Source organism: Segatella copri, from assembly GCF_015074785.1.
Classification (GTDB): domain Bacteria; phylum Bacteroidota; class Bacteroidia; order Bacteroidales; family Bacteroidaceae; genus Prevotella.
On sequence record NZ_CP042464.1, the window covers coordinates 3,437,399 to 3,456,688 of the forward strand.

Here is a 19,290-nt window from a genome sequence, read left to right on the forward strand (position 1 = left end):
ATTAGACTATATAATTCATATAATAATAACTTAATTTTAAAAATGAGTCAGAAAATCAGAATTAAGCTGAAGTCTTACGACCACCAGTTGGTTGACAAGTCAGCTGAGAAGATTGTGAAGGCTGTAAAGGCAACAGGCGCTATTGTTAGTGGTCCTATTCCATTGCCAACGCACAAGCGTATTTTTACTGTAAACCGCAGTACTTTCGTTAACAAGAAGTCTCGCGAGCAGTTCCAGCTCTCAGATTTCAAGCGTCTCATTGACATCTATAGCTCAACAGCTAAGACAGTTGATGCCTTGATGAAGCTTGAATTGCCAAGTGGTGTAGAAGTAGAAATCAAAGTCTAATTATTTAAATTAAATTGAAATGCCAGGATTAATTGGAAAGAAAATCGGAATGACATCCGTTTTCAGTGCCGACGGTAAGAATATTCCGTGCACTGTTATCGAAGTAGGTCCTTGTGTTGTAACCCAGGTGAAAACTGTAGAAAAGGATGGTTACAAGGCTTATCAGTTAGGTTTCGAAGAGGCAAAGGAGAAGCGTACTTCTCAGCCTATGATGGGAATCTTCAAGAAGGCAGGCACAACACCTAAGAAGCACTTGGCCGAGTTCAAGTTTGATGAGGAGTACAACCTCGGTGACACAATTACAGTTGAAATCTTCAACGATTGCAAGTTCGTTGATGTAATTGGTACATCAAAGGGTAAAGGCTTCCAGGGCGTTGTTAAGCGTCACGGATTCGGTGGTGTAGGTCAGTCTACTCACGGTCAGGATGACCGCGCTCGTAAGCCGGGATCTATTGGTGCTTGTTCTTACCCTGCAAAGGTATTCAAGGGTATGCGCATGGGCGGCCAAATGGGAGGTGACAGAGTTACAACTCAGAACCTTCAGGTGTTAAAGGTAATTCCAGAGCAGAATCTTCTTATTGTTAAGGGTTCTTTCGCTGGATGCAAAGGTTCAACTGTTTTAATTGAGAAATAATGGAAGTTAGCGTATTAGATATCAAAGGTCAGGAGACCGGCCGCAAGGTAGCTCTTAATGATGCAGTCTTCGGCATTGAGCCTAACGATCACGTTCTCTATCTTGACGTAAAGCAGTATCTCGCTAACCAGCGTCAGGGTACAGCTAAGTCTAAGGAGAGAAGCGAGATGAGCGGTTCTACTCGTAAGCTTGGTCGTCAGAAGGGCGGCGGCGGTGCTCGCCGTGGTGATATTAACTCACCTGTACTCGTAGGTGGTGCTCGCGTTTTTGGTCCTAAACCACGTGATTACCGCTTCAAGCTCAACAAAAAAGTAAAGATTCTTGCTCGTAAGTCTGCTCTGTCTTATAAGGCACAGGAAAGCGCAATTGTAATGTTGGAAGACTTTACATTTGAGGCTCCAAAGACTAAAGAATTCTTAAGTATTATTAAGAATCTCAAAATTGAGGGCAAAAAAGTGCTCTTTGTTTTGCCAGAATCAAATAAAAACGTATATTTGTCTGCTCGTAACTTGCAGCGTGCTGAAGTTATCCTCGCATCAAACGTCAATTCGTATAAAGTTTTGAATGCTGATGTTGTAGTGATTACAGAAAAGTCGCTCGAGACTATCGACCAAATCTTAACAAAGTAAAAAGGAGATATTAGAATATGGCATTTATTATCAAACCATTGGTTACTGAGAAGATGACCAAGATTACAGACAAGCAGCCTAACCGCTATGGCTTCGTTGTTCGTCCTGAGGCTAATAAGCTCGAGATTAAGAAGGAAGTTGAGAGTCTGTATAATGTTACAGTAGTTGACGTGAACACTATTCGTTACGCTGGCAAGCGCTCTGCCCGTTATACAAAGGCAGGTCTTGTTAAGGGTCAGAAGAATGCGTTCAAGAAGGCAATCGTTACTCTTAAGGAGGGCGATACAATTGATTTTTACAGCAATATTTAAAATAAAAAATGGCAGTACGTAAATTAAAACCGGTTACTCCGGGTCAAAGACACAAAGTTATTGGCACGTTCGAGGATATTACTGCATCCGTGCCAGAGAAGTCTCTCGTTTACGGTAAACGTTCTACCGGCGGTCGAAACAACACCGGTAAGATGACCGTTCGCTACATTGGCGGTGGTCACAAGCAGAAGTATCGTTTAATCGACTTCAAACGTGAGAAAGATGGTGTTCCAGCAGTTGTTAAGACAATCGAGTACGATCCAAACCGTTCGGCTCGTATCGCATTGCTTTACTATGCTGATGGTGAAAAACGTTACATTATTGCTCCTAACGGACTTCAGGTAGGCGCTACTTTGATGTCAGGTGCAGATGCTGCTCCTGAGATTGGTAACTGTCTTCCTTTGGCAAACATCCCTGTAGGTACAGTGATCCACAACATCGAGTTGCGTCCTGGTCAGGGTGCTTTGTTGGTTCGTTCGGCTGGTAATTTTGCTCAGTTGACTTCTCGTGAGGGCAGTTATTGTGTAATTAAGCTCCCTTCTGGTGAAACACGCCAGATTTTGAGTGCTTGTAAGGCTACAGTTGGTAGTGTTGGTAACTCAGACCACGCACTTGAGCAGTCTGGTAAGGCTGGTCGCTCACGCTGGTTGGGTCGTCGTCCACACAACCGTGGTGTTGTTATGAACCCTGTTGATCACCCAATGGGTGGTGGTGAAGGTCGCCAGAGTGGTGGTCACCCACGTTCACGTAAGGGCTTGTACGCTAAGGGTCTTAAGACTCGCGCACCTAAGAAGCTTTCTAACAAGTATATTATCGAAAGAGCTAACAAAAAATAAAGAGTAAATTATGAGTCGTTCACTTAAAAAAGGTCCATACATCAACGTTTCTCTCGAGAAGAAGATTCTCGCTATGAACGAGAGTGGCAAGAAGAATGTTGTTAAGACATGGGCTAGAGCTTCAATGATATCTCCTGATTTCGTAGGACATACTGTTGCAGTTCATAACGGTAACAAATTTATCCCTGTTTATGTTACAGAGAATATGGTTGGCCACAAGCTTGGAGAGTTTGCTCCAACACGTCGCTTTGGCGGTCACTCTGGTAACAGAAAGTAAGCTAAGGGTTAAACCATTTAAAATTTAAGTAAATAATGGGAGCAAGAAAACATATTGCGGCTGAGAAATTGAAAGAAGCCCGTAAAAACTTGTACTTCGCAAAGTTGGTAGGCGTTCCTTCTTCTCCACGTAAGATGCGCTATGTAGTAGACATGATTCGTGGTATGGAGGTTAACCGTGCACTCGGAGTACTTCGCTTCTCTAAGAAGCAGGCATCAGCTGATGTAGAGAAATTACTTCGTTCAGCTATCGCTAACTGGGAAGCTAAGAATAATCGCAAGGCTGAAGACGGTGAGCTTTATATCAGTAAGGTCTTCGTTGACGAAGGCGTTACAATGAAACGTATGAGACCTGCACCACAGGGTCGTGGTTATAGAATTCGTAAGCGTTCTAACCATGTAACTCTTTTTGTTGATGCAAAAACTAATGACGAAAAATAATTAAGTAGAATGGGACAGAAAGTTAATCCGATTAGTAACCGACTTGGTGTTATCCGTGGTTGGGATTCAAATTGGTTCGGTGGTAAGAACTTCGGTGATAACCTCGTTGAGGATCAGAAAATCCGTAAGTATCTTAACGAGCGTCTTGCTAAAGCAAGCATTTCTCGTATTATTATCGAACGTACATTGAAACTTGTTACCATTACTATTTGTACAGCCCGTCCAGGTATTGTCATTGGTAAAGGTGGTCAGGATGTAGATAAGTTGAAGGAAGAGTTGAAGAAGCTTTATAAGAAAGATATTCAGATCAACATCTTCGAGGTTAAAAAGCCTGAACTTGATGCTACTATCGTTGGTAAGAATATTGCGACTCAGATTGAGCACATGATTGCTTATCGTCGCGCTATCAAGATGGCAGTTGCTAACACCATGCGTGCTGGTGCTGAGGGTATCAAGGTACAGATTACAGGTCGTCTGAATGGTGCTGAAATGGCACGTAAAGAAATGTACAAAGAGGGTCGTACTCCTCTTCATACATTCCGCGCAGACATCGACTACTGCCAGTGCGAGGCACTTACAAAGGTAGGTTTGCTTGGTATTAAGGTTTGGATTTGCCGTGGTGAGGTTTATGGTAAGGCTGATCTTACTCCAAACTTCTCACAGGACAATAAGAGCAACAACCGTGGTAACGGTCGCTCTAACAACCGTGGTGGTAATCGTAAAAGAAACAATAACCGTTAAATTTTAGAAAGCTATCATGTTACAGCCAAAAAGAGTTAAATATAGAAGACCTCAAGATGGTCGTGGCAACAAAGGCAACGCTCACAGAGGTACACAATTGGCTTTCGGTTCTTTTGGTATCAAAACTCTTGAATCAAAGTGGATCGATAGTCGTCAGATTGAGGCAGCTCGTGTAGCATTGAACCGCTATATGAACCGTCAAGGTCAGGTCTGGATTAGAATTTTCCCTGATAAGCCAATCACTCGCAAGCCTGCTGATGTCCGTATGGGTAAAGGTAAGGGTGATCCAGCAGGATGGGTTGCACCTGTTACACCAGGTAGAATTCTCTTCGAAGTTGAAGGAGTTAGTTTCGATATTGCAAAAGAAGGTCTTCGCCTTTGCGCTCAGAAACTTCCTGTTAAGACTAAGTTTATTGTTAGACGTGATTACGATAAAAACGCTTAATTATGAAGATTGCAGAAATTAAAAATATCGAGACCAAAGAATTGGTTGAGAAGTTGGAGGCAGCTGTTGATGCTTTGAACAAGAAGAAGATCAATCATAATGTAACTCCACTTGAGAATCCATCAGAGATTAAGGTTGCTCGTCGTGATATTGCACGTATGAAAACTGAACTTCGTCAGAGAGAACTTAACAAATAATAATGGTCCAGATGGAAACAAGAAATTTAAGAAAAGTAAGACAGGGTGTTGTTATTAGCAACAAGATGGATAAAACCATTGTTATTGCAGCTAAGTTCAAGGAGATGCACCCTATTTATGGTAAATTTGTCCAGAAGACAAAGAAGTACCATGCACATGACGAGAATAATGAGGCTAACGTAGGTGATACTGTTATGATCATGGAGACTCGTCCTCTGTCTAAGACAAAGAGATGGAGATTAGTACAAATTGTTGAAAAAGCTAAGTAATTATGATACAGACTGAATCAAGACTTACAGTATGTGATAACAGCGGTGCTCGTGAGGCTCTTTGCATTCGAGTTCTCGGTGGTACAGGCCGTCGTTACGCTAGCGTTGGTGACGTTATTGTTGTTGCAGTCAAGAACGTTATCCCATCAAGTGATTTGAAGAAGGGTGCAGTATCAAAGGCTTTGATTGTTCGCACAAAGAAGGAAATTCGTCGTGCAGATGGTTCTTACATCCGTTTCGATGACAACGCTTGTGTATTGCTTAACAATGCAGGTGAGCTTCGTGGTAGCCGTATCTTCGGTCCTGTTGCTCGTGAGCTTCGTGCAGTAAATATGAAAGTCGTTTCTTTGGCACCTGAGGTTCTTTAATATTTAAAAAGTAAGAAGTAATGAGTAAGTTACATATTAAGAAAGACGATACCGTTATCGTTATTGCCGGTGCAGATAAGGGCAAGACTGGTAAGGTGCTTAAGGTCCTCGTTGAGGAGAACCGTGCTATCGTAGAAGGTGTGCACATGGTTTCTAAGAGCACTAAGCCATCTGCTAAGAATCCTCAGGGAGGTATTGTTAAGCAGGAGGCTCCTATTCATATCTCAAATTTGAGTTTGATTGATCCTAAGAGTGGCAAGGCTACTCGTGTTGCTATCAAGCATGAGGGTAAAAACGTTGTTCGCATCGCTAAAAAGTCAGGGGAGGAAATCAAGTAATGGATACAGCACAGTTAAAGAAAGTATATAAGGAGACAATCGCTCCTGCTCTTCAGAAGCAGTTCAACTACTCTTCAGCTATGGAGATTCCAGTATTGAAGAAGATTGTCATCAATCAGGGTCTTGGTGATGCTACTCAGGACAAGAAAATTGTTGATGTAGCAATCAATGAGATTACTGCTATCACCGGTCAGAAGGCTGTTGCTACATATTCTAAAAAGGATATTGCAAACTTCAAGCTTCGTAAGAAGATGCCTATCGGTGTTATGGTAACATTGCGTCGTGAGCGTATGTACGAGTTCTTGGAGAAGCTCGTTCGTGTTTCTCTTCCTCGTATTCGCGACTTCAAGGGTATTGAGAGCAAGTTTGATGGTCGTGGTAACTATACATTAGGTATCACAGAGCAGATTATCTTCCCTGAGATTAATATCGATGAGATTGATCGTATTCAGGGTATGAATATTACCTTCGTAACAACAGCTAAGACTGATGAAGAAGGTTTTGCTCTTTTGAAGGCTTTTGGTCTTCCATTCAAGAACGCAAATAAAGATTAAGTGATATGGCAAAAGAATCAATGAAAGCTCGCGAGGTTAAGCGTGCAAAGCTTGTAGCTCGTTACGCTGAAAAGCGCGAAGCACTGAAAAAGATTATTGCAACTTCTAATGATCCAGCCGAAGCATACGAGGCAGCTCGTAAGCTTCAGGCTATCCCTAAGAATGCAAACCCAATCCGTCTTCACAATCGTTGCAAGATTACTGGTCGTCCAAAGGGTTATATCCGTCAGTTCGGTATTTCTCGTATCCAGTTCCGTGAGATGGCTTCTGCTGGTTTGATTCCAGGTGTAAAGAAGGCTAGCTGGTAATCCTTTCAAAGGTAAGAATATTTTTTTATTTAATATTGTCGGGGTAGTCCCGATTAATTAAACATTTATATTTTATGACAGATCCAATAGCAGATTATCTGACAAGACTCAGAAATGCAATCATGGCTCATCACCGTGTTGTAGAAGTTCCTGCGTCTAACTTGAAGAAAGAGATCACTAAGATCCTCTTCGAGAAAGGTTACATCCTCAATTACAAGTTTGTAGAGGATGGTCCTCAGGGCTCAATTAAGGTTGCCTTGAAGTACAACCCAACTACAAAGCAAAACGCTATCAAGTGTTTGAAGCGCGTGTCAACTCCAGGTTTGCGTAAGTATACCGGTTACAAGGACATGCCAAGAGTTATTAACGGATTAGGTATTGCAATCTTATCTACATCCAAAGGTGTAATGACAGACAAAGAAGCTTCTGATCTTAAGATCGGTGGCGAGGTTCTTTGCTATATTTATTAATTGGAGGCTTTTATATGTCTAGAATAGGAAAATTGCCAATTAGTATCCCTGCAGGTGTTACTGTAAACTATGATGAGACTTCTCATGTTTGTACAGTAAAGGGCCCTAAGGGTGAACTTTCTCAGTGGATTGATCCATCTATCAAGTTTAATAATGCAGATGGTCAGATTAGCTTTGAAATCGATGAAAATAGTCCTGTAAATATTAAGCAGAAGCAGGCTTTCCACGGTTTGTATCGCTCTCTCGTTAACAACATGGTTGTTGGTGTAAGCGCTGGTTATACAAAGGTTTTGGAATTGGTAGGTGTTGGTTATCGTGTTTCTAACCAGGGTAATATCATTGAGTTTGCTTTGGGTTACACTCACCCTATTTTCATCCAGTTGCCTAAGGAGATTAAGGTTGAGACTAAGTCTGAAAGAAACCAGAACCCAATCTTGACATTGGAGTCTTGCGACAAGCAGTTGTTGGGACTCGTTTGTGCAAAAATTCGTTCTTTCCGCAAGCCTGAGCCTTATAAAGGTAAGGGTATTCTCTTTAAGGGTGAAGTTATTCGCAGAAAGTCTGGTAAGAGTGCTTCAGCTAAGTAATTTTAATTATTTACGATTATGACAACAAAGAAAGTAGAAAGACGAATTAAGATAAAGTTCCGCATTCGTAAGAGTGTGAACGGTACAGCTGAGCGTCCACGTCTTAGTGTATTCCGCTCTAACAAGCAGATTTACGCTCAGGTTATTAACGATTTGACAGGCACTACACTTGCATCAGCTTCTTCACTCGGTTTGGAGAAGATGCCTAAGCAGGAGCAGGCAACTAAGGTTGGCGAGCTCATTGCTGAGAAGGCTAAGGCTGCTGGCGTTGAGGCAGTAGTTTTCGACCGTAATGGTTACCTTTACCATGGTCGTGTAAAGCAGTTGGCTGAAGGTGCTCGTAATGGTGGTCTTAAATTTTAAACGATTATGGCAATGGATAAAGTAAAAGTAAATAACGAAGAAGTACTTAAGGATCGCTTGGTTGCTATCAACCGTGTAACTAAGGTTACTAAGGGTGGTCGTACTTTCACATTCGCTGCTATCGTCGTTGTAGGTGACGGTAATGGCGTAATCGGCTACGGCCTTGGTAAGGCAGGTGAGGTTACTGCTGCTATCGCAAAGGGTACTGAAGCTGCTAAGAAGAACTTGGTAAAGGTTCCTGTACTCAAGGGTACTGTACCTCATGAGGTTGAAACTTCATTTGGTGGTGCTAAGGTTCTTATTAAGCCAGCTGCTGCCGGTACTGGTTTGAAGGCCGGTGGTGCTATGCGTGCAGTACTTGAGAGCGTAGGTATCAAGGATGTCATCGCTAAGTCTAAGGGTTCTTCAAATGCCCATAACCTTGTGAAGGCTACTATCGCAGCTCTTGCAGAGATGCGTGATGCTTATACTGTAGCAGGTGAGCGTGGTATCAGTATGGATAAAGTATTTAACGGTTAATTAGGAAAAATCGAATATGGCAACAATTAAAATCAAGCAGATTAAGAGTAAAATCGGTGCTCCAGTAGATCAGAAGCGTACTCTCGCTTGTCTTGGTCTCCACAAGATTTCTCAGGTTGTTGAGGTAGAGGATACTCCTAGCAACCGTGGTATGATCCGTAAGGTTCATCACCTCGTAAGTGTAGTTGATTAATTAATCTTTTTAAATTAGGAACGATTATGAAATTAAATAATTTGAAACCTGCTGCAGGTTCTACCCATTCACGTCGTCGTATTGGTCGTGGCCCAGGTTCTGGTCTCGGTGGTACTTCAACACGTGGTCATAAGGGTGCCAAGGCTCGTTCTGGTTATAAGAGAAAGATTGGTTTCGAAGGTGGTCAGATGCCATTGCAGCGTCGTGTTCCAAAGGCTGGTTTTAAGAATATCAACCATAAGGAGTACTTCGCAGTAAACCTTTCAACTCTTCAGGCTCTTGCTGAAGCAAAGAACCTTACTAAAATCGGTATTGAGGAACTTAAGGCTGCTGGCCTCACAAACGGCAAGGAGCTTGTAAAGGTTCTCGGTAACGGTGAACTTAAAGCAAAATTGGAAGTTGAAGCTAATGCTTTCTCAAAGACTGCCGAAGAAGCAATCAAGGCAGTAGGTGGTAACGCAACTATAATCTAAGTAAATGAAAAAGTTTATTGAGACACTAAAGAACTGTTGGAAGATAGAGGATCTCCGTCAGAGACTCCTCATTACTCTTCTGTTTACGGCTATTTACCGTTTTGGCTCGTTTGTGGTACTTCCAGGTATCAATCCGGGCATGTTGGAAAAACTTCAGTCGCAGACCTCTGGCGGTCTTATGTCGCTATTGGACATGTTCTCTGGTGGTGCATTTTCCAATGCATCTATCTTTGCACTAGGAATTATGCCTTATATCTCAGCTTCAATCGTTATGCAGCTTCTTGCTGTTGCTGTACCTTATTTCCAGAAGATGCAGCGCGAGGGCGAGAGCGGCCGCAAAAAAATACAATGGTATACTAGAGTCCTGACTGTGGCCATTTTGGTCTTTCAGGCTCCTAGTTACCTTTTGAATTTGAAAATGCAGGCTGCCAATGCTCTAGCCACAGGTATTAGTTGGACGGTATTCATGATACCGGCAACAATTATCTTGGCTGCAGGTAGTATGTTTATCCTTTGGTTAGGTGAGCGTATCACTGACAAGGGAGTAGGTAATGGTATCTCTCTTATTATTATGATTGGTATTATCGCCCGCTTGCCACAGGCTTTCGTTCAGGAGGTAACTTCTCGTTTGCAGGCAATTTCTGGTGGTGGTCTTATCATGTTCATTGTAGAGATTCTTATCCTTTATGCTGTAGTTTGTGCTTCAATACTTTTGGTACAAGGTACACGTAAGATTCCTGTACAGTATGCTAAACGTTTGGTTGGAAATAAGCAATATGGTGGTGCGCGTCAGTACATTCCTTTGAAGCTTTTTGCAGCTAACGTAATGCCTATCATCTTTGCACAGGCTTTAATGTTTATTCCATTGGCAATAGTTCGCTATCAGTCTGAAAATGCTAGTAGTGTTGTTCAGCAGTTGATGGATAATCGTAGTTTGCTATATAATGTTGTTTATGTAATCTTGGTTATTGCATTTACTTATTTCTATACAGCTATTACATTGAATCCTACTCAGATGGCTGAGGATATGAAACGTAACAATGGTTTCATTCCTGGCGTAAAACCAGGAAAGGATACAGCTGAGTACATTGATACCGTAATGTCTCGTATTACTTTACCAGGTTCGTTATTTATTGCGTTTATTGCAATCATGCCTGCATTAGCAGGACTTCTCGATGTACAGCAAGCTTTCTCTCAATTCTTTGGAGGTACATCTCTATTGATTTTGGTTGGTGTTGTCATTGACACATTACAACAAATCGAGAGTCATTTGCTTATGCGCCACTATGATGGTCTTTTAAATTCAGGCCATACGCGTCAGGGTGGTGTTGCTGCATATTAATCTTTTTCTTTTGAAATGAGAAATTTCTGAAGACAGAAGATGAAATTATTCAGAGTGCAGTTTTACTTCATCTTAAAGTAAAGCTGACTTGAATTTACTATATTATGTGAGACGACTCTCCATTTGGATAGGTAATTCCTCATCCACTTGGAGAGCCTTTTCCCGCTAATATGTCATCTAATTATGATTTTTATCTGATAGTGATGGCACAAAGTTGCTCGAAAAGATAAAGCACAATTTTATCTTCATTCGTAGAAGTTTAACATTAAGAAGGACAAATATTTATATTATGGCAAAACAAGCCGCTATTGAGCAAGATGGAACAATTGTAGAAGCATTGTCAAATGCGATGTTCCGAGTAGAATTAGAGAATGGAGTTGACATCACAGCTCATATCTCTGGTAAGATGAGAATGCATTACATCAAGATTTTACCTGGTGATAAGGTAAAGGTGGAGATGAGTCCATATGACCTTACCAAAGGTAGAATTGTTTTTAGATACAAATAATAATCATATATAAGGTTATGAAGACAAGAGCATCATTAAAGAAGCGTTCAGCAGACTGTAAGATCGTTCGTCGTAAAGGTCGTCTGTTCGTTATCAACAAGAAGAACCCTAAGATGAAATTACGTCAGGGTTAATGTTAAAGTATTGTAAAAGTGCCGTTATTTCAAAAAATAGTTGTACTTTTGCACCGCTTTAAACGAAAGGTATTAATTTTTTAATTATTTATTTAAACAATGGCAATAAGAATTGTTGGAGTAGATTTGCCCCAGAATAAGCGTGGCGAAATCGCATTGACCTATATCTACGGTATTGGTCGAAGTAGTTCAGCAAAGATATTGGATAAGGCCGGTGTAAACCGTGACCTGAAGGTTAGCGAGTGGTCTGATGACCAGGCAGCTAAGATCCGTGAAATTATCGGCGCTGAGTTCAAAGTTGAAGGTGATCTCCGTTCAGAGATCCAGATGAACATTAAGCGACTGATGGATATTGGTTGCTATCGTGGAGTTAGACATCGTAATGGTCTTCCAGTTCGCGGTCAGAGCACAAAGAATAATGCTCGTACACGTAAGGGTAAGAAGAAGACTGTTGCTAATAAGAAGAAGGCTACTAAGTAATTCTGAAGGAGGAAATTAATTATGGCAAAGCAAAAAGCAACATCTAAGAAGAGAAATGTACGCGTTGACGCTATCGGTCAGCTTCACGTTCATAGCTCATTCAATAACATTATTGTATCTCTTGCTAACAATGAGGGTCAGATCATTTCTTGGTCTTCTGCTGGTAAGATGGGTTTCCGTGGTTCTAAGAAGAATACTCCTTATGCTGCTCAGATGGCTGCAGAGGATTGTGCAAAGGTCGCTTTTGATCTTGGTCTTCGTAAGGTTAAGGCTTATGTTAAGGGTCCAGGTAATGGTCGTGAGTCTGCTATCCGTGCTATTCACGGTGCAGGTATCGAGGTTACTGAAATCGTTGACGTAACTCCATTACCACACAATGGTTGCCGTCCTCCAAAGCGTCGTCGTGTATAACGCTTGAGGTTAGCATTATTAATTAAGATACAAACAATATAGCATTTATATAATATTATGGCTAGATATATAGGTCCGAAATCTAAAATTGCGCGTCGTTTTGGTGAGCCAATCTTCGGCGCTGACAAAGTTTTGTCCAAGAGAAACTTCCCTCCTGGACAGCATGGCAATAACCGTCGTCGTAAGATGTCTGAGTACGGTGTCATGTTGGCAGAGAAGCAGAAAGCTAAGTACACTTATGGTGTATTAGAGCGTCAGTTCCGTAATATGTTTGATAAGGCTGCTAAGGCTGATGGTATTACTGGTGAGGTTCTTCTTCAGAATCTCGAGTGCCGTCTTGATAACGTTGTTTTCCGTCTTGGTATCGCTCCAACACGTGCTGCTGCGCGTCAGTTGGTTGGTCACAAGCACATCGTTGTTGATGGTAAGGTAGTTAATATCCCTTCATTCGCAGTTAAGCCTGGTATGGTTGTTGGTGTTCGTGAGAAGTCTAAGTCTCTCGAGGTTATCGAAGCAGCTCTTGCAGGTTTCAATCATAGCAAGTACCCATGGATTGAGTGGGACGATAATTCAAAGAGCGGTAAGTTCTTGCACAAGCCAGAGCGTGCCGACATTCCAGAGAATATTAAGGAGCAGTTAATCGTTGAGTTGTACTCTAAATAAATCATTACATTAATGGCGATATTAGCATTTCAAAAACCTGATAAAGTAGTAATGTTAGAGGCTGATAACAAGTTCGGTAAGTTTGAATTCCGTCCTTTGGAGCCTGGCTTCGGTGTTACCATTGGTAACGCCTTGCGCCGCATTCTCCTTTCATCATTGGAGGGTTATGCTGTTAACACGATCCGCATTGCGGGTGTTGAGCATGAGTTCTCTTCAGTTCCTGGTGTAAAGGAAGATGTTACTAACATTATCTTGAATCTCAAACAAGTTCGATTCAAGCAAGTAGTAGAAGAATTCGAGAATGAGAAAGTTAGTATCACCGTTGAGAATTCTACAGAATTCAAAGCAGGTGATATCGGTAAGTATCTGACTGGATTTGAAGTGTTAAACCCTGATTTGGTGATTTGTCATTTAGATGCCAAAGCTTCGATGCAGATCGATTTGACTATTAATAAGGGACGCGGTTATGTTCCTGCTGATGAGAATCGTCAATTCTGCACTGACGTTAACGTTCTCCCAATCGATTCCATCTACACCCCTATTCGTAATGTAAAGTACTCTGTAGAACCATATCGTGTTGAGCAAAAGACCGACTATGATAAGCTCGTGCTTGAAATTACAACAGATGGTTCCATTAGTCCAAAGGATGCACTGAAAGAGGCAGCGAAGATTCTTATTTATCACTTCATGCTCTTCTCTGATGAGAAGATTACTCTTGAGACTCAGGATCAGGAGAGCAATCAGGAGTTTGATGAAGAGGTTCTTCATATGCGCCAGTTGCTTAAGACTCGTCTCGTAGACATGAATCTTAGTGTTCGTGCCCTCAACTGCTTGAAGGCAGCTGATGTTGAGACTCTTGGTGATTTGGTTCAGTTTAACAAGACTGACCTCTTGAAGTTCCGTAACTTTGGTAAGAAATCGCTCTCAGAGCTTGATGATTTGCTCGAGAGTCTGAATCTGTCTTTTGGAACTGATATTTCAAAGTATAAATTAGACAAGGAATCTTAAAGGTTCGTAGTCCAAAAAGCAAAAACAAAAATGAGACATAATAAGAAATTCAACCATTTAGGTCGTACTGCTTCTCATCGTAACGCGATGTTGGCTAACATGGCTTCATCACTTATCTTGAGCGAGCACAAAAGAATCACTACGACCCTCGCAAAGGCAAAGGCTCTTAAAAAGTATGTTGAGCCATTGATTACTCGTTCTAAGAACGATACAACAACTTCACGTCGTGTAGTTTTCCGTTATCTTCAGAATAAGTATGCAGTTAAGGCTCTCTTCGGTGAGGTTGCTGAGAAGGTAGCTAACCGTCCAGGTGGTTACACTCGCGTAATCAAGTTGGGTACCCGTCAGGGTGATGCAGCTGAGATTGCTTTCATCGAGCTCGTTGACTTTGATGAGAATATGGCTAAGACTCAGAAGGCTGCTGCTAAGAAGACTCGTCGTAGTCGTAAGGCAACAAAGGCTGAAGAGGCTCCTGTAGCTGAGACTGAGGCTCCTGCAACTGAGGAGGCTCCAAAGGCTGAATAATTTTCAATCATCTCAGATAAATTTAGCGTCCTTGTCTTGACAAGGGCGCTTTTTTTGTCCCTTTTTCAAAACTATCTGCTCTTTTAGGGTTTTTCCTAATCATTATTAGGGATTTTTTTGATTTTATTCTTTTAGTTCTTTGTATCTTTGCAGCAGAAATTTAAAGCTTAATGAAGATGAAAAATATTATGCTTTTAGTAGCTTGCTCTTCTTTGCTGTTGAGTAGCTGCGATACTTATACGGGAAGTGGTGCTTATGCTGGTGCCACATTTGGTTCTATTCTTGGTTCTGCTATCGGTGGCTTGTCTGGTGGTCCTAGAGGTTCAGATATGGGTACTATCATTGGCATGGCTGGTGGTGCTGCCGTTGGAGCGGCAATTGGTAGTCAGGCTGACCAGAAATCCCAGCAGCAAAGAGAATCTGTTTATCGAGATAGATCACACCGTGATCATCACTCTTATCAGGATGGAGTTTATCAGCAATCTTCACCTGTTTATTCCAATGACGAAATCTTTGATTCAACTAATTCGGGAGATGATAGGATTTATGATTTCAATGATAGGGATTATACCGGAAGTTATAGTGCTCAGCAGCCTGTTGCCACTATTCCTAGTTCTACACTGGAAGAACTTGGTCAGAATTATGCTTATTCCTCATCTTTGGAAATAATGAATGCCCGTTTTGTCGATTCAAATGAGGACAATACTTTGAATCGGAATGAAACAGCCAAGGTTATTTTTGAAATCCGAAATAACGGACCTCACACTTTATTTGATGTAGTTCCTGCCGTTATTGAGACTACCGGCAATAAGCATATTTTCATATCTCCAAGTGTTCATGTAGAAAGTATTGCTCCTGGCCATGTGATTCGATATACGGCAATGGTCAAGGCTGATAACCGTTTGAAGAATGGTACTGCTTGTTTCTGTGTTTCTGTTATACACGGCGGTAAGACGATTTCCAAAGTTAATCAGTTTGATATTCCGACAAAATCCAGATAATATTCCGGTAAGATTATGAATTTGTATGATAGTATCTTATTTTAGGATTCTGTTATATATAAAAAGGTAAAGGCGAGAATTAATGATGATTCTCGCCTTTACTTTTTGCTATATCTGTATTGTGCTTTTTTAGTTCATCCTTTGTTACCTCTTTGCTTTTATGGCGCTCTGTTTTATTTATTACCTTTGAAGTAATTTTATTTGTTTCTTTTTTACTGCTGTGATGATTATCCTTATTCCTGTCAGTAGTTCCCCACTTGTTAGGAAATTCATATTCAGTTTCAGCCACTTCGAAATCAATCTTAGGCAATTTTGTGTCCTCTGGTTTGTAAGGAATCGGGTTTTCCACCATTTCAACTTTTACAGAAGCTACGCCTTGTGAAATCATACCAATTTCTTTTGCAGCCTTCCATGATAGGTCAATGATTCTACCTCTTCCAAACGGCCCTCTGTCGATGACTTTTACGATCGTACTCTTGCCATTGCTAAGGTTTGTAACCTTGAGATGCGTTCCGAAGGGATAAAACCGATGTGCACATGTTAAACTGTCATGATGTATTCTCTGTCCGCTTGCAGAGCGGGCACCTGTTGCTCTCTTAGAGTAAAATGAAGCCTTGCCGTGCTGATGCTTTTGTCCGTAGCATGGAACCAGGCTGAATATAGCCAAGATGGCTGTGATGAAAGATTTTGTGACCATATCTTCTTGTTTTATAGCGCAAATATAAAAAAAAATGCTGAAAGATGCAAGTAAATCTCAGAAAATCAGTATCTTTGCACAAACTTTAACTTCATTTATGGAAAATAATATACCTCAGGAGTGGAATAAATTCTACTTGAAAGACGTATCGTTTGTGAATCTGATGATGCGCCGTATCTACAATGTATTGATTGTAGCCAATCCTTACGATGCGTTCATGCTTGAAGATGATGGACGTATCGAAGAGAAGATATATAATGAATATATGGAGCTGGGTCTCCGCTATCCGCCAACCTTTACTCAGGTTTCTACTACCGAAGAGGCTGCTGCCGTGCTGCGTTCTACCGTCATTGATCTTGTGATTTGCATGCCTGGCAATGCTGATAATGATGCCTTCGACGTAGCGCGCGACATCAAGGGTAAGTTTCCCAATATCCATTGTGTAGTTCTTACGCCTTTCTCTCATGGTATTACCAAGCGTATGCAGAATGAAGACTTGAGTATCTTCGATTATGTCTTCTGCTGGCTTGGCAACACCAATCTTATTCTTTCTATCATCAAGCTGATAGAGGATAAGATGAATCTTGAACATGACATACAGGAAGCAGGCGTGCAGATGATTCTCCTGGTAGAAGATTCTATCCGTTTCTATAGTTCTATATTGCCTAATCTTTATAATTATATATTGGAGCAGAGCAAGAACTTTTCTCAGGAGGCTCTGAACCGGCATGCGGCTACCATGCGTATGCGTGGCCGTCCTAAGGTGGTTTTGGCTCGTACTTACGAGGAAGCCCAGAAACTGTATGATAAGTATTCTGATAACACGTTGGGTGTAATCAGCGATGCACGTTTCCCGTTAAAGAGTGCTGCCAAAGCTTTTGGTAATGAGGTGATGCCTGAAGAGAAGCCTAAGCATCGTACAGATACTTTCGGTCGCGAGAAATGTCCTGATGCAGGTTTGCAACTCTTCCGTTATATCAGGAAGAACGATCCTTTCGTTCCGCTTATCATAGAAAGTTCTGAAAGTGAGAACCGTGCGAAGGCAGAGGCAGAAGGTTTCCGCTTTGTTGACAAGAACTCGAAGAAGATGAGCGTAGATCTTCGCCGTCTGATGGAAGAGCACATGGGCTTTGGCGATTTCATATTCCGTGATCCTAAGACTCATGAGGAAATTATGCGCATTCATAGTTTGAAGGAATTGCAGGATAACATCTTCAATATTCCTAACGATTCCATGCTCTATCATATCAGCCGCAACCACATGAGCCGTTGGCTTTGTGCTCGTGCCATCTTCCCTGTATCTGCTTTCCTGAAGCATGTTACCTGGGAGAAATTACAGGATGTAGATGCTCACCGACAGATTATCTTCGATGCTATCGTGCAGTATCGTCACATGAAAAACATCGGTGTAGTGGCTGTTTTCGACCGCATGAAGTTTGACAAGTATGCCCACTTTGCCCGCATCGGTGAAGGTTCCCTGGGCGGAAAGGGTAGGGGACTAGCCTTCCTCGACAACATCATCAAGCGCCATCCTGAGTTCAACCAGTTTGAGAATGCCACCGTGCAGATTCCGAAGACCGTGGTGCTCTGTACCGATATCTTCGACGAGTTCATGATGAGCAACAATCTCTATCCGATAGCTTTGAGTGATGCTAGCGACGATGAGATTCTGAAGCACTTCCTGCATGCCCAGCTGTCCGATTCGCTGATAGCCGACTTCTTCACCTTCTTTGAGGCAACCAAGAGTCCTATCGCAATCCGTTCAAGTTCGCTGCTCGAAGATGCCCACTATCAGCCGTTTGCCGGTATTTATTCTACCTATATGATTCCGTATCTGGAAGATAAGTATCAGATGCTGCAGATGCTGGCCTGTGCCATCAAGGGTGTCTATGCTTCTGTGTTCTATCGCGACTCGAAGGCTTACATGACTGCTACGAGCAATGTCATCGATCAGGAAAAGATGGCTGTTATCTTGCAGCAGGTTGTGGGTAAAGACTATGGTACAAGGTTTTATCCTACCATGAGCGGTGTGCTCCGTTCGCTCAATTATTATCCGATAGGTGATGAAGAGGCTGAAGAGGGTATAGCCAGTCTTGCCTTGGGCTTGGGTAAATATATCGTAGATGGAGGTCAGACCCTTCGTGTTTGTCCTTACCATCCGAATCAGGTGCTCCAGACATCGGAAACCGAGCTGGCTCTGCGCGACACCCAGACCCAGTTCTATGCGCTGGATATGAAGCATGTGGGCAATGATTTCAAGGTAGACGATGGCTTTAATATTCTCAAACTCCGGGTGAAGGATGCTGTAGAAGACCAGAGTCTTACCTATATCGCATCTACTTTCGATCCGTACGATCAGGTCATCAATGATGGAGTCTATGAGAATGGCCGCAAACTGATAACCTTCTCAAGTGTGCTCCAGCATGGAGTAGTGCCTTTGCCAGAGATACTGCAGATGTCGATGAAGTATGGAGCAGGCGCTATGCGCAGACCTGTGGAGATTGAGTTTGCCTGCAATATCAATAATGACAGGAGCTGCGAATTCTATCTTCTTCAGATTCGTCCTATCGTCGATGCCAAGGAAATGCTTGATGAAGATGTGAAGGCTATCCCTGATTCCGACTGCCTGTTGCGTTCGCACAATTCGTTGGGTCATGGAATCAGCGAAGATGTGGTTGATGTGGTTTATGTGAAGTATGATGACCATTTCTCTGCGATGAATAATTTTTATGTAGCCGATGATATAGAACGAATCAACCGCAAGTTCCTTGCTGACGGCAAGAACTATGTGCTGATAGGTCCTGGCCGTTGGGGCTCCAGCGACCATTATCTGGGTGTACCTGTAAAGTGGCCGCATATCAGCGCTGCCCGGGTTATCGTAGAGGTGGCTCTGAAGAATTACAATATCGATCCAAGCCAAGGTACTCACTTCTTCCAGAACCTCACCTCTTTTGGCGTGGGATACTTTACAGTAGATACAAATACCGGTGAAGGCGGCTTTGTAAATAAGGAAATCCTGGATGCAATGCCGGCTGTCGAGGAGACGCAATATGTCCGTCATGTGCGCTTTGAATACCCGATGAGAATTCTGATGGATGGAAAGAAACAGGAGGGAGCCGTCTTGATTCCGAAGGAATGACGGGAAGAGTTGTCTCTGAATAGACATCAGAAACGTTCTATTTCTAGTTAAAGATGTATTTACAGTAGGATAAAATCTTCGT

32 protein-coding genes are annotated in these 19,290 nt (G+C 42.1%); 31 read left to right on the top strand and 1 reads right to left on the bottom strand.

Going from position 1 to position 19,290, the window contains the following annotated elements:
* Positions 1 to 42 precede the first annotated feature (42 nt).
* From rpsJ to FO447_RS14265, 30 genes are all read left to right on the top strand, one after another.
* Positions 43 to 348, top strand: coding sequence for a 30S ribosomal protein S10 (gene rpsJ / locus FO447_RS14120; RefSeq protein WP_006283658.1), 306 nt, complete (start codon positions 43 to 45; stop codon positions 346 to 348).
* 19 nt (positions 349 to 367) lie between these two features.
* Positions 368 to 982, top strand: a complete 615-nt coding sequence (gene rplC, locus FO447_RS14125; protein WP_022122145.1) for a 50S ribosomal protein L3 — start codon at positions 368 to 370, stop codon at positions 980 to 982.
* Positions 982 to 1,611: a 50S ribosomal protein L4 gene (gene rplD / locus FO447_RS14130; protein WP_022122146.1), complete on the top strand. Its 630-nt coding sequence runs from the start codon at positions 982 to 984 to the stop codon at positions 1,609 to 1,611. Before rplC ends, rplD begins: the two co-directional genes overlap by 1 nt.
* 17 nt (positions 1,612 to 1,628) lie before the next feature.
* Positions 1,629 to 1,922 (top strand): 50S ribosomal protein L23, encoded by a 294-nt coding sequence (gene rplW / locus FO447_RS14135; protein ID WP_006848834.1) that lies wholly within the window; start codon positions 1,629 to 1,631, stop codon positions 1,920 to 1,922.
* An 8-nt stretch (positions 1,923 to 1,930) separates the two neighbouring features.
* Positions 1,931 to 2,758 carry a 50S ribosomal protein L2 gene (rplB, locus tag FO447_RS14140; RefSeq protein ID WP_006848833.1) on the top strand — a complete coding sequence of 276 codons (828 nt, stop codon included), beginning with the start codon at positions 1,931 to 1,933 and terminating at the stop codon, positions 2,756 to 2,758.
* A gap of 10 nt (positions 2,759 to 2,768) precedes the next feature.
* The gene (gene rpsS / locus FO447_RS14145) at positions 2,769 to 3,035 is read left to right on the top strand and encodes a 30S ribosomal protein S19 (RefSeq protein WP_006848832.1); all 267 of its coding nucleotides are present in this window, start codon (positions 2,769 to 2,771) and stop codon (positions 3,033 to 3,035) included.
* 35 nt (positions 3,036 to 3,070) lie between these two features.
* Positions 3,071 to 3,475, top strand: a complete 405-nt coding sequence (rplV, locus tag FO447_RS14150; RefSeq protein WP_006848831.1) for a 50S ribosomal protein L22 — start codon at positions 3,071 to 3,073, stop codon at positions 3,473 to 3,475.
* Between the two features lie 9 nt (positions 3,476 to 3,484).
* Positions 3,485 to 4,216 (top strand): 30S ribosomal protein S3, encoded by a 732-nt coding sequence (gene rpsC, locus FO447_RS14155; RefSeq protein WP_006848830.1) that lies wholly within the window; start codon positions 3,485 to 3,487, stop codon positions 4,214 to 4,216.
* Positions 4,217 to 4,232: 16 nt separating this feature from the next.
* The gene (gene rplP, locus FO447_RS14160) at positions 4,233 to 4,661 is read left to right on the top strand and encodes a 50S ribosomal protein L16 (protein ID WP_006848829.1); all 429 of its coding nucleotides are present in this window, start codon (positions 4,233 to 4,235) and stop codon (positions 4,659 to 4,661) included.
* 2 nt (positions 4,662 to 4,663) lie between these two features.
* Entirely contained in the window at positions 4,664 to 4,858 is a 195-nt protein-coding gene (gene rpmC, locus FO447_RS14165) for a 50S ribosomal protein L29 (RefSeq protein ID WP_006848828.1), read from the top strand.
* A 2-nt stretch (positions 4,859 to 4,860) separates the two neighbouring features.
* The gene (gene rpsQ / locus FO447_RS14170) at positions 4,861 to 5,127 is read left to right on the top strand and encodes a 30S ribosomal protein S17 (RefSeq protein ID WP_006848827.1); all 267 of its coding nucleotides are present in this window, start codon (positions 4,861 to 4,863) and stop codon (positions 5,125 to 5,127) included.
* Between the two features lie 2 nt (positions 5,128 to 5,129).
* Positions 5,130 to 5,495: a 50S ribosomal protein L14 gene (rplN, locus tag FO447_RS14175; RefSeq protein ID WP_006848826.1), complete on the top strand. Its 366-nt coding sequence runs from the start codon at positions 5,130 to 5,132 to the stop codon at positions 5,493 to 5,495.
* 20 nt (positions 5,496 to 5,515) lie between these two features.
* Entirely contained in the window at positions 5,516 to 5,833 is a 318-nt protein-coding gene (gene rplX / locus FO447_RS14180) for a 50S ribosomal protein L24 (protein WP_006848825.1), read from the top strand.
* Positions 5,833 to 6,387, top strand: coding sequence for a 50S ribosomal protein L5 (gene rplE, locus FO447_RS14185; RefSeq protein WP_022122149.1), 555 nt, complete (start codon positions 5,833 to 5,835; stop codon positions 6,385 to 6,387). The genes rplX and rplE overlap by 1 nt, the downstream gene beginning before the upstream one ends.
* A gap of 5 nt (positions 6,388 to 6,392) precedes the next feature.
* The gene (gene rpsN, locus FO447_RS14190) at positions 6,393 to 6,695 is read left to right on the top strand and encodes a 30S ribosomal protein S14 (protein ID WP_006848823.1); all 303 of its coding nucleotides are present in this window, start codon (positions 6,393 to 6,395) and stop codon (positions 6,693 to 6,695) included.
* Positions 6,696 to 6,769: 74 nt separating this feature from the next.
* Complete coding sequence (gene rpsH / locus FO447_RS14195; RefSeq protein ID WP_006848822.1) at positions 6,770 to 7,165, top strand: 30S ribosomal protein S8; 396 nt, start codon at positions 6,770 to 6,772, stop codon at positions 7,163 to 7,165.
* Positions 7,166 to 7,179: 14 nt separating this feature from the next.
* Positions 7,180 to 7,752, top strand: coding sequence for a 50S ribosomal protein L6 (gene rplF / locus FO447_RS14200; protein WP_117694704.1), 573 nt, complete (start codon positions 7,180 to 7,182; stop codon positions 7,750 to 7,752).
* A gap of 18 nt (positions 7,753 to 7,770) precedes the next feature.
* Entirely contained in the window at positions 7,771 to 8,115 is a 345-nt protein-coding gene (gene rplR / locus FO447_RS14205; protein WP_022122151.1) for a 50S ribosomal protein L18, read from the top strand.
* Between the two features lie 6 nt (positions 8,116 to 8,121).
* The gene (rpsE, locus tag FO447_RS14210) at positions 8,122 to 8,634 is read left to right on the top strand and encodes a 30S ribosomal protein S5 (protein WP_006848819.1); all 513 of its coding nucleotides are present in this window, start codon (positions 8,122 to 8,124) and stop codon (positions 8,632 to 8,634) included.
* A 16-nt stretch (positions 8,635 to 8,650) separates the two neighbouring features.
* Positions 8,651 to 8,827, top strand: coding sequence for a 50S ribosomal protein L30 (gene rpmD / locus FO447_RS14215; protein ID WP_006848818.1), 177 nt, complete (start codon positions 8,651 to 8,653; stop codon positions 8,825 to 8,827).
* Between the two features lie 26 nt (positions 8,828 to 8,853).
* On the top strand, positions 8,854 to 9,300 hold the full coding sequence (gene rplO, locus FO447_RS14220; protein WP_006848817.1) for a 50S ribosomal protein L15: 447 nt from the start codon (positions 8,854 to 8,856) through the stop codon (positions 9,298 to 9,300).
* Between the two features lie 4 nt (positions 9,301 to 9,304).
* Positions 9,305 to 10,642 (top strand): preprotein translocase subunit SecY, encoded by a 1,338-nt coding sequence (gene secY, locus FO447_RS14225; protein ID WP_006848816.1) that lies wholly within the window; start codon positions 9,305 to 9,307, stop codon positions 10,640 to 10,642.
* 289 nt (positions 10,643 to 10,931) lie between these two features.
* Positions 10,932 to 11,150 carry a translation initiation factor IF-1 gene (gene infA, locus FO447_RS14230; RefSeq protein ID WP_006848815.1) on the top strand — a complete coding sequence of 73 codons (219 nt, stop codon included), beginning with the start codon at positions 10,932 to 10,934 and terminating at the stop codon, positions 11,148 to 11,150.
* A 17-nt stretch (positions 11,151 to 11,167) separates the two neighbouring features.
* Complete coding sequence (gene rpmJ / locus FO447_RS14235; RefSeq protein WP_006848814.1) at positions 11,168 to 11,284, top strand: 50S ribosomal protein L36; 117 nt, start codon at positions 11,168 to 11,170, stop codon at positions 11,282 to 11,284.
* 99 nt (positions 11,285 to 11,383) lie between these two features.
* Positions 11,384 to 11,764, top strand: coding sequence for a 30S ribosomal protein S13 (gene rpsM / locus FO447_RS14240; protein WP_006848813.1), 381 nt, complete (start codon positions 11,384 to 11,386; stop codon positions 11,762 to 11,764).
* A gap of 21 nt (positions 11,765 to 11,785) precedes the next feature.
* Complete coding sequence (gene rpsK / locus FO447_RS14245) at positions 11,786 to 12,175, top strand: 30S ribosomal protein S11 (protein WP_022122153.1); 390 nt, start codon at positions 11,786 to 11,788, stop codon at positions 12,173 to 12,175.
* A gap of 57 nt (positions 12,176 to 12,232) precedes the next feature.
* The gene (gene rpsD / locus FO447_RS14250) at positions 12,233 to 12,838 is read left to right on the top strand and encodes a 30S ribosomal protein S4 (protein ID WP_006848811.1); all 606 of its coding nucleotides are present in this window, start codon (positions 12,233 to 12,235) and stop codon (positions 12,836 to 12,838) included.
* Between the two features lie 12 nt (positions 12,839 to 12,850).
* Entirely contained in the window at positions 12,851 to 13,846 is a 996-nt protein-coding gene (locus tag FO447_RS14255; protein WP_118064547.1) for a DNA-directed RNA polymerase subunit alpha, read from the top strand.
* Positions 13,847 to 13,876: 30 nt separating this feature from the next.
* Entirely contained in the window at positions 13,877 to 14,371 is a 495-nt protein-coding gene (gene rplQ / locus FO447_RS14260; RefSeq protein WP_022122155.1) for a 50S ribosomal protein L17, read from the top strand.
* A gap of 176 nt (positions 14,372 to 14,547) precedes the next feature.
* Positions 14,548 to 15,372 carry a glycine zipper family protein gene (locus FO447_RS14265; protein WP_200756910.1) on the top strand — a complete coding sequence of 275 codons (825 nt, stop codon included), beginning with the start codon at positions 14,548 to 14,550 and terminating at the stop codon, positions 15,370 to 15,372.
* A gap of 79 nt (positions 15,373 to 15,451) precedes the next feature.
* Here the strand turns inward: FO447_RS14265 and FO447_RS14270 are convergent, their stop codons facing one another.
* On the bottom strand, positions 15,452 to 16,069 hold the full coding sequence (locus FO447_RS14270; RefSeq protein WP_200756912.1) for a septal ring lytic transglycosylase RlpA family protein: 618 nt from the start codon (positions 16,067 to 16,069) through the stop codon (positions 15,452 to 15,454).
* A gap of 97 nt (positions 16,070 to 16,166) precedes the next feature.
* Here FO447_RS14270 and FO447_RS14275 point away from each other — a divergent pair, with 97 nt between their 5' ends.
* On the top strand, positions 16,167 to 19,208 hold the full coding sequence (locus tag FO447_RS14275; protein ID WP_200756914.1) for a PEP/pyruvate-binding domain-containing protein: 3,042 nt from the start codon (positions 16,167 to 16,169) through the stop codon (positions 19,206 to 19,208).
* Positions 19,209 to 19,290: the final 82 nt, after the last annotated feature.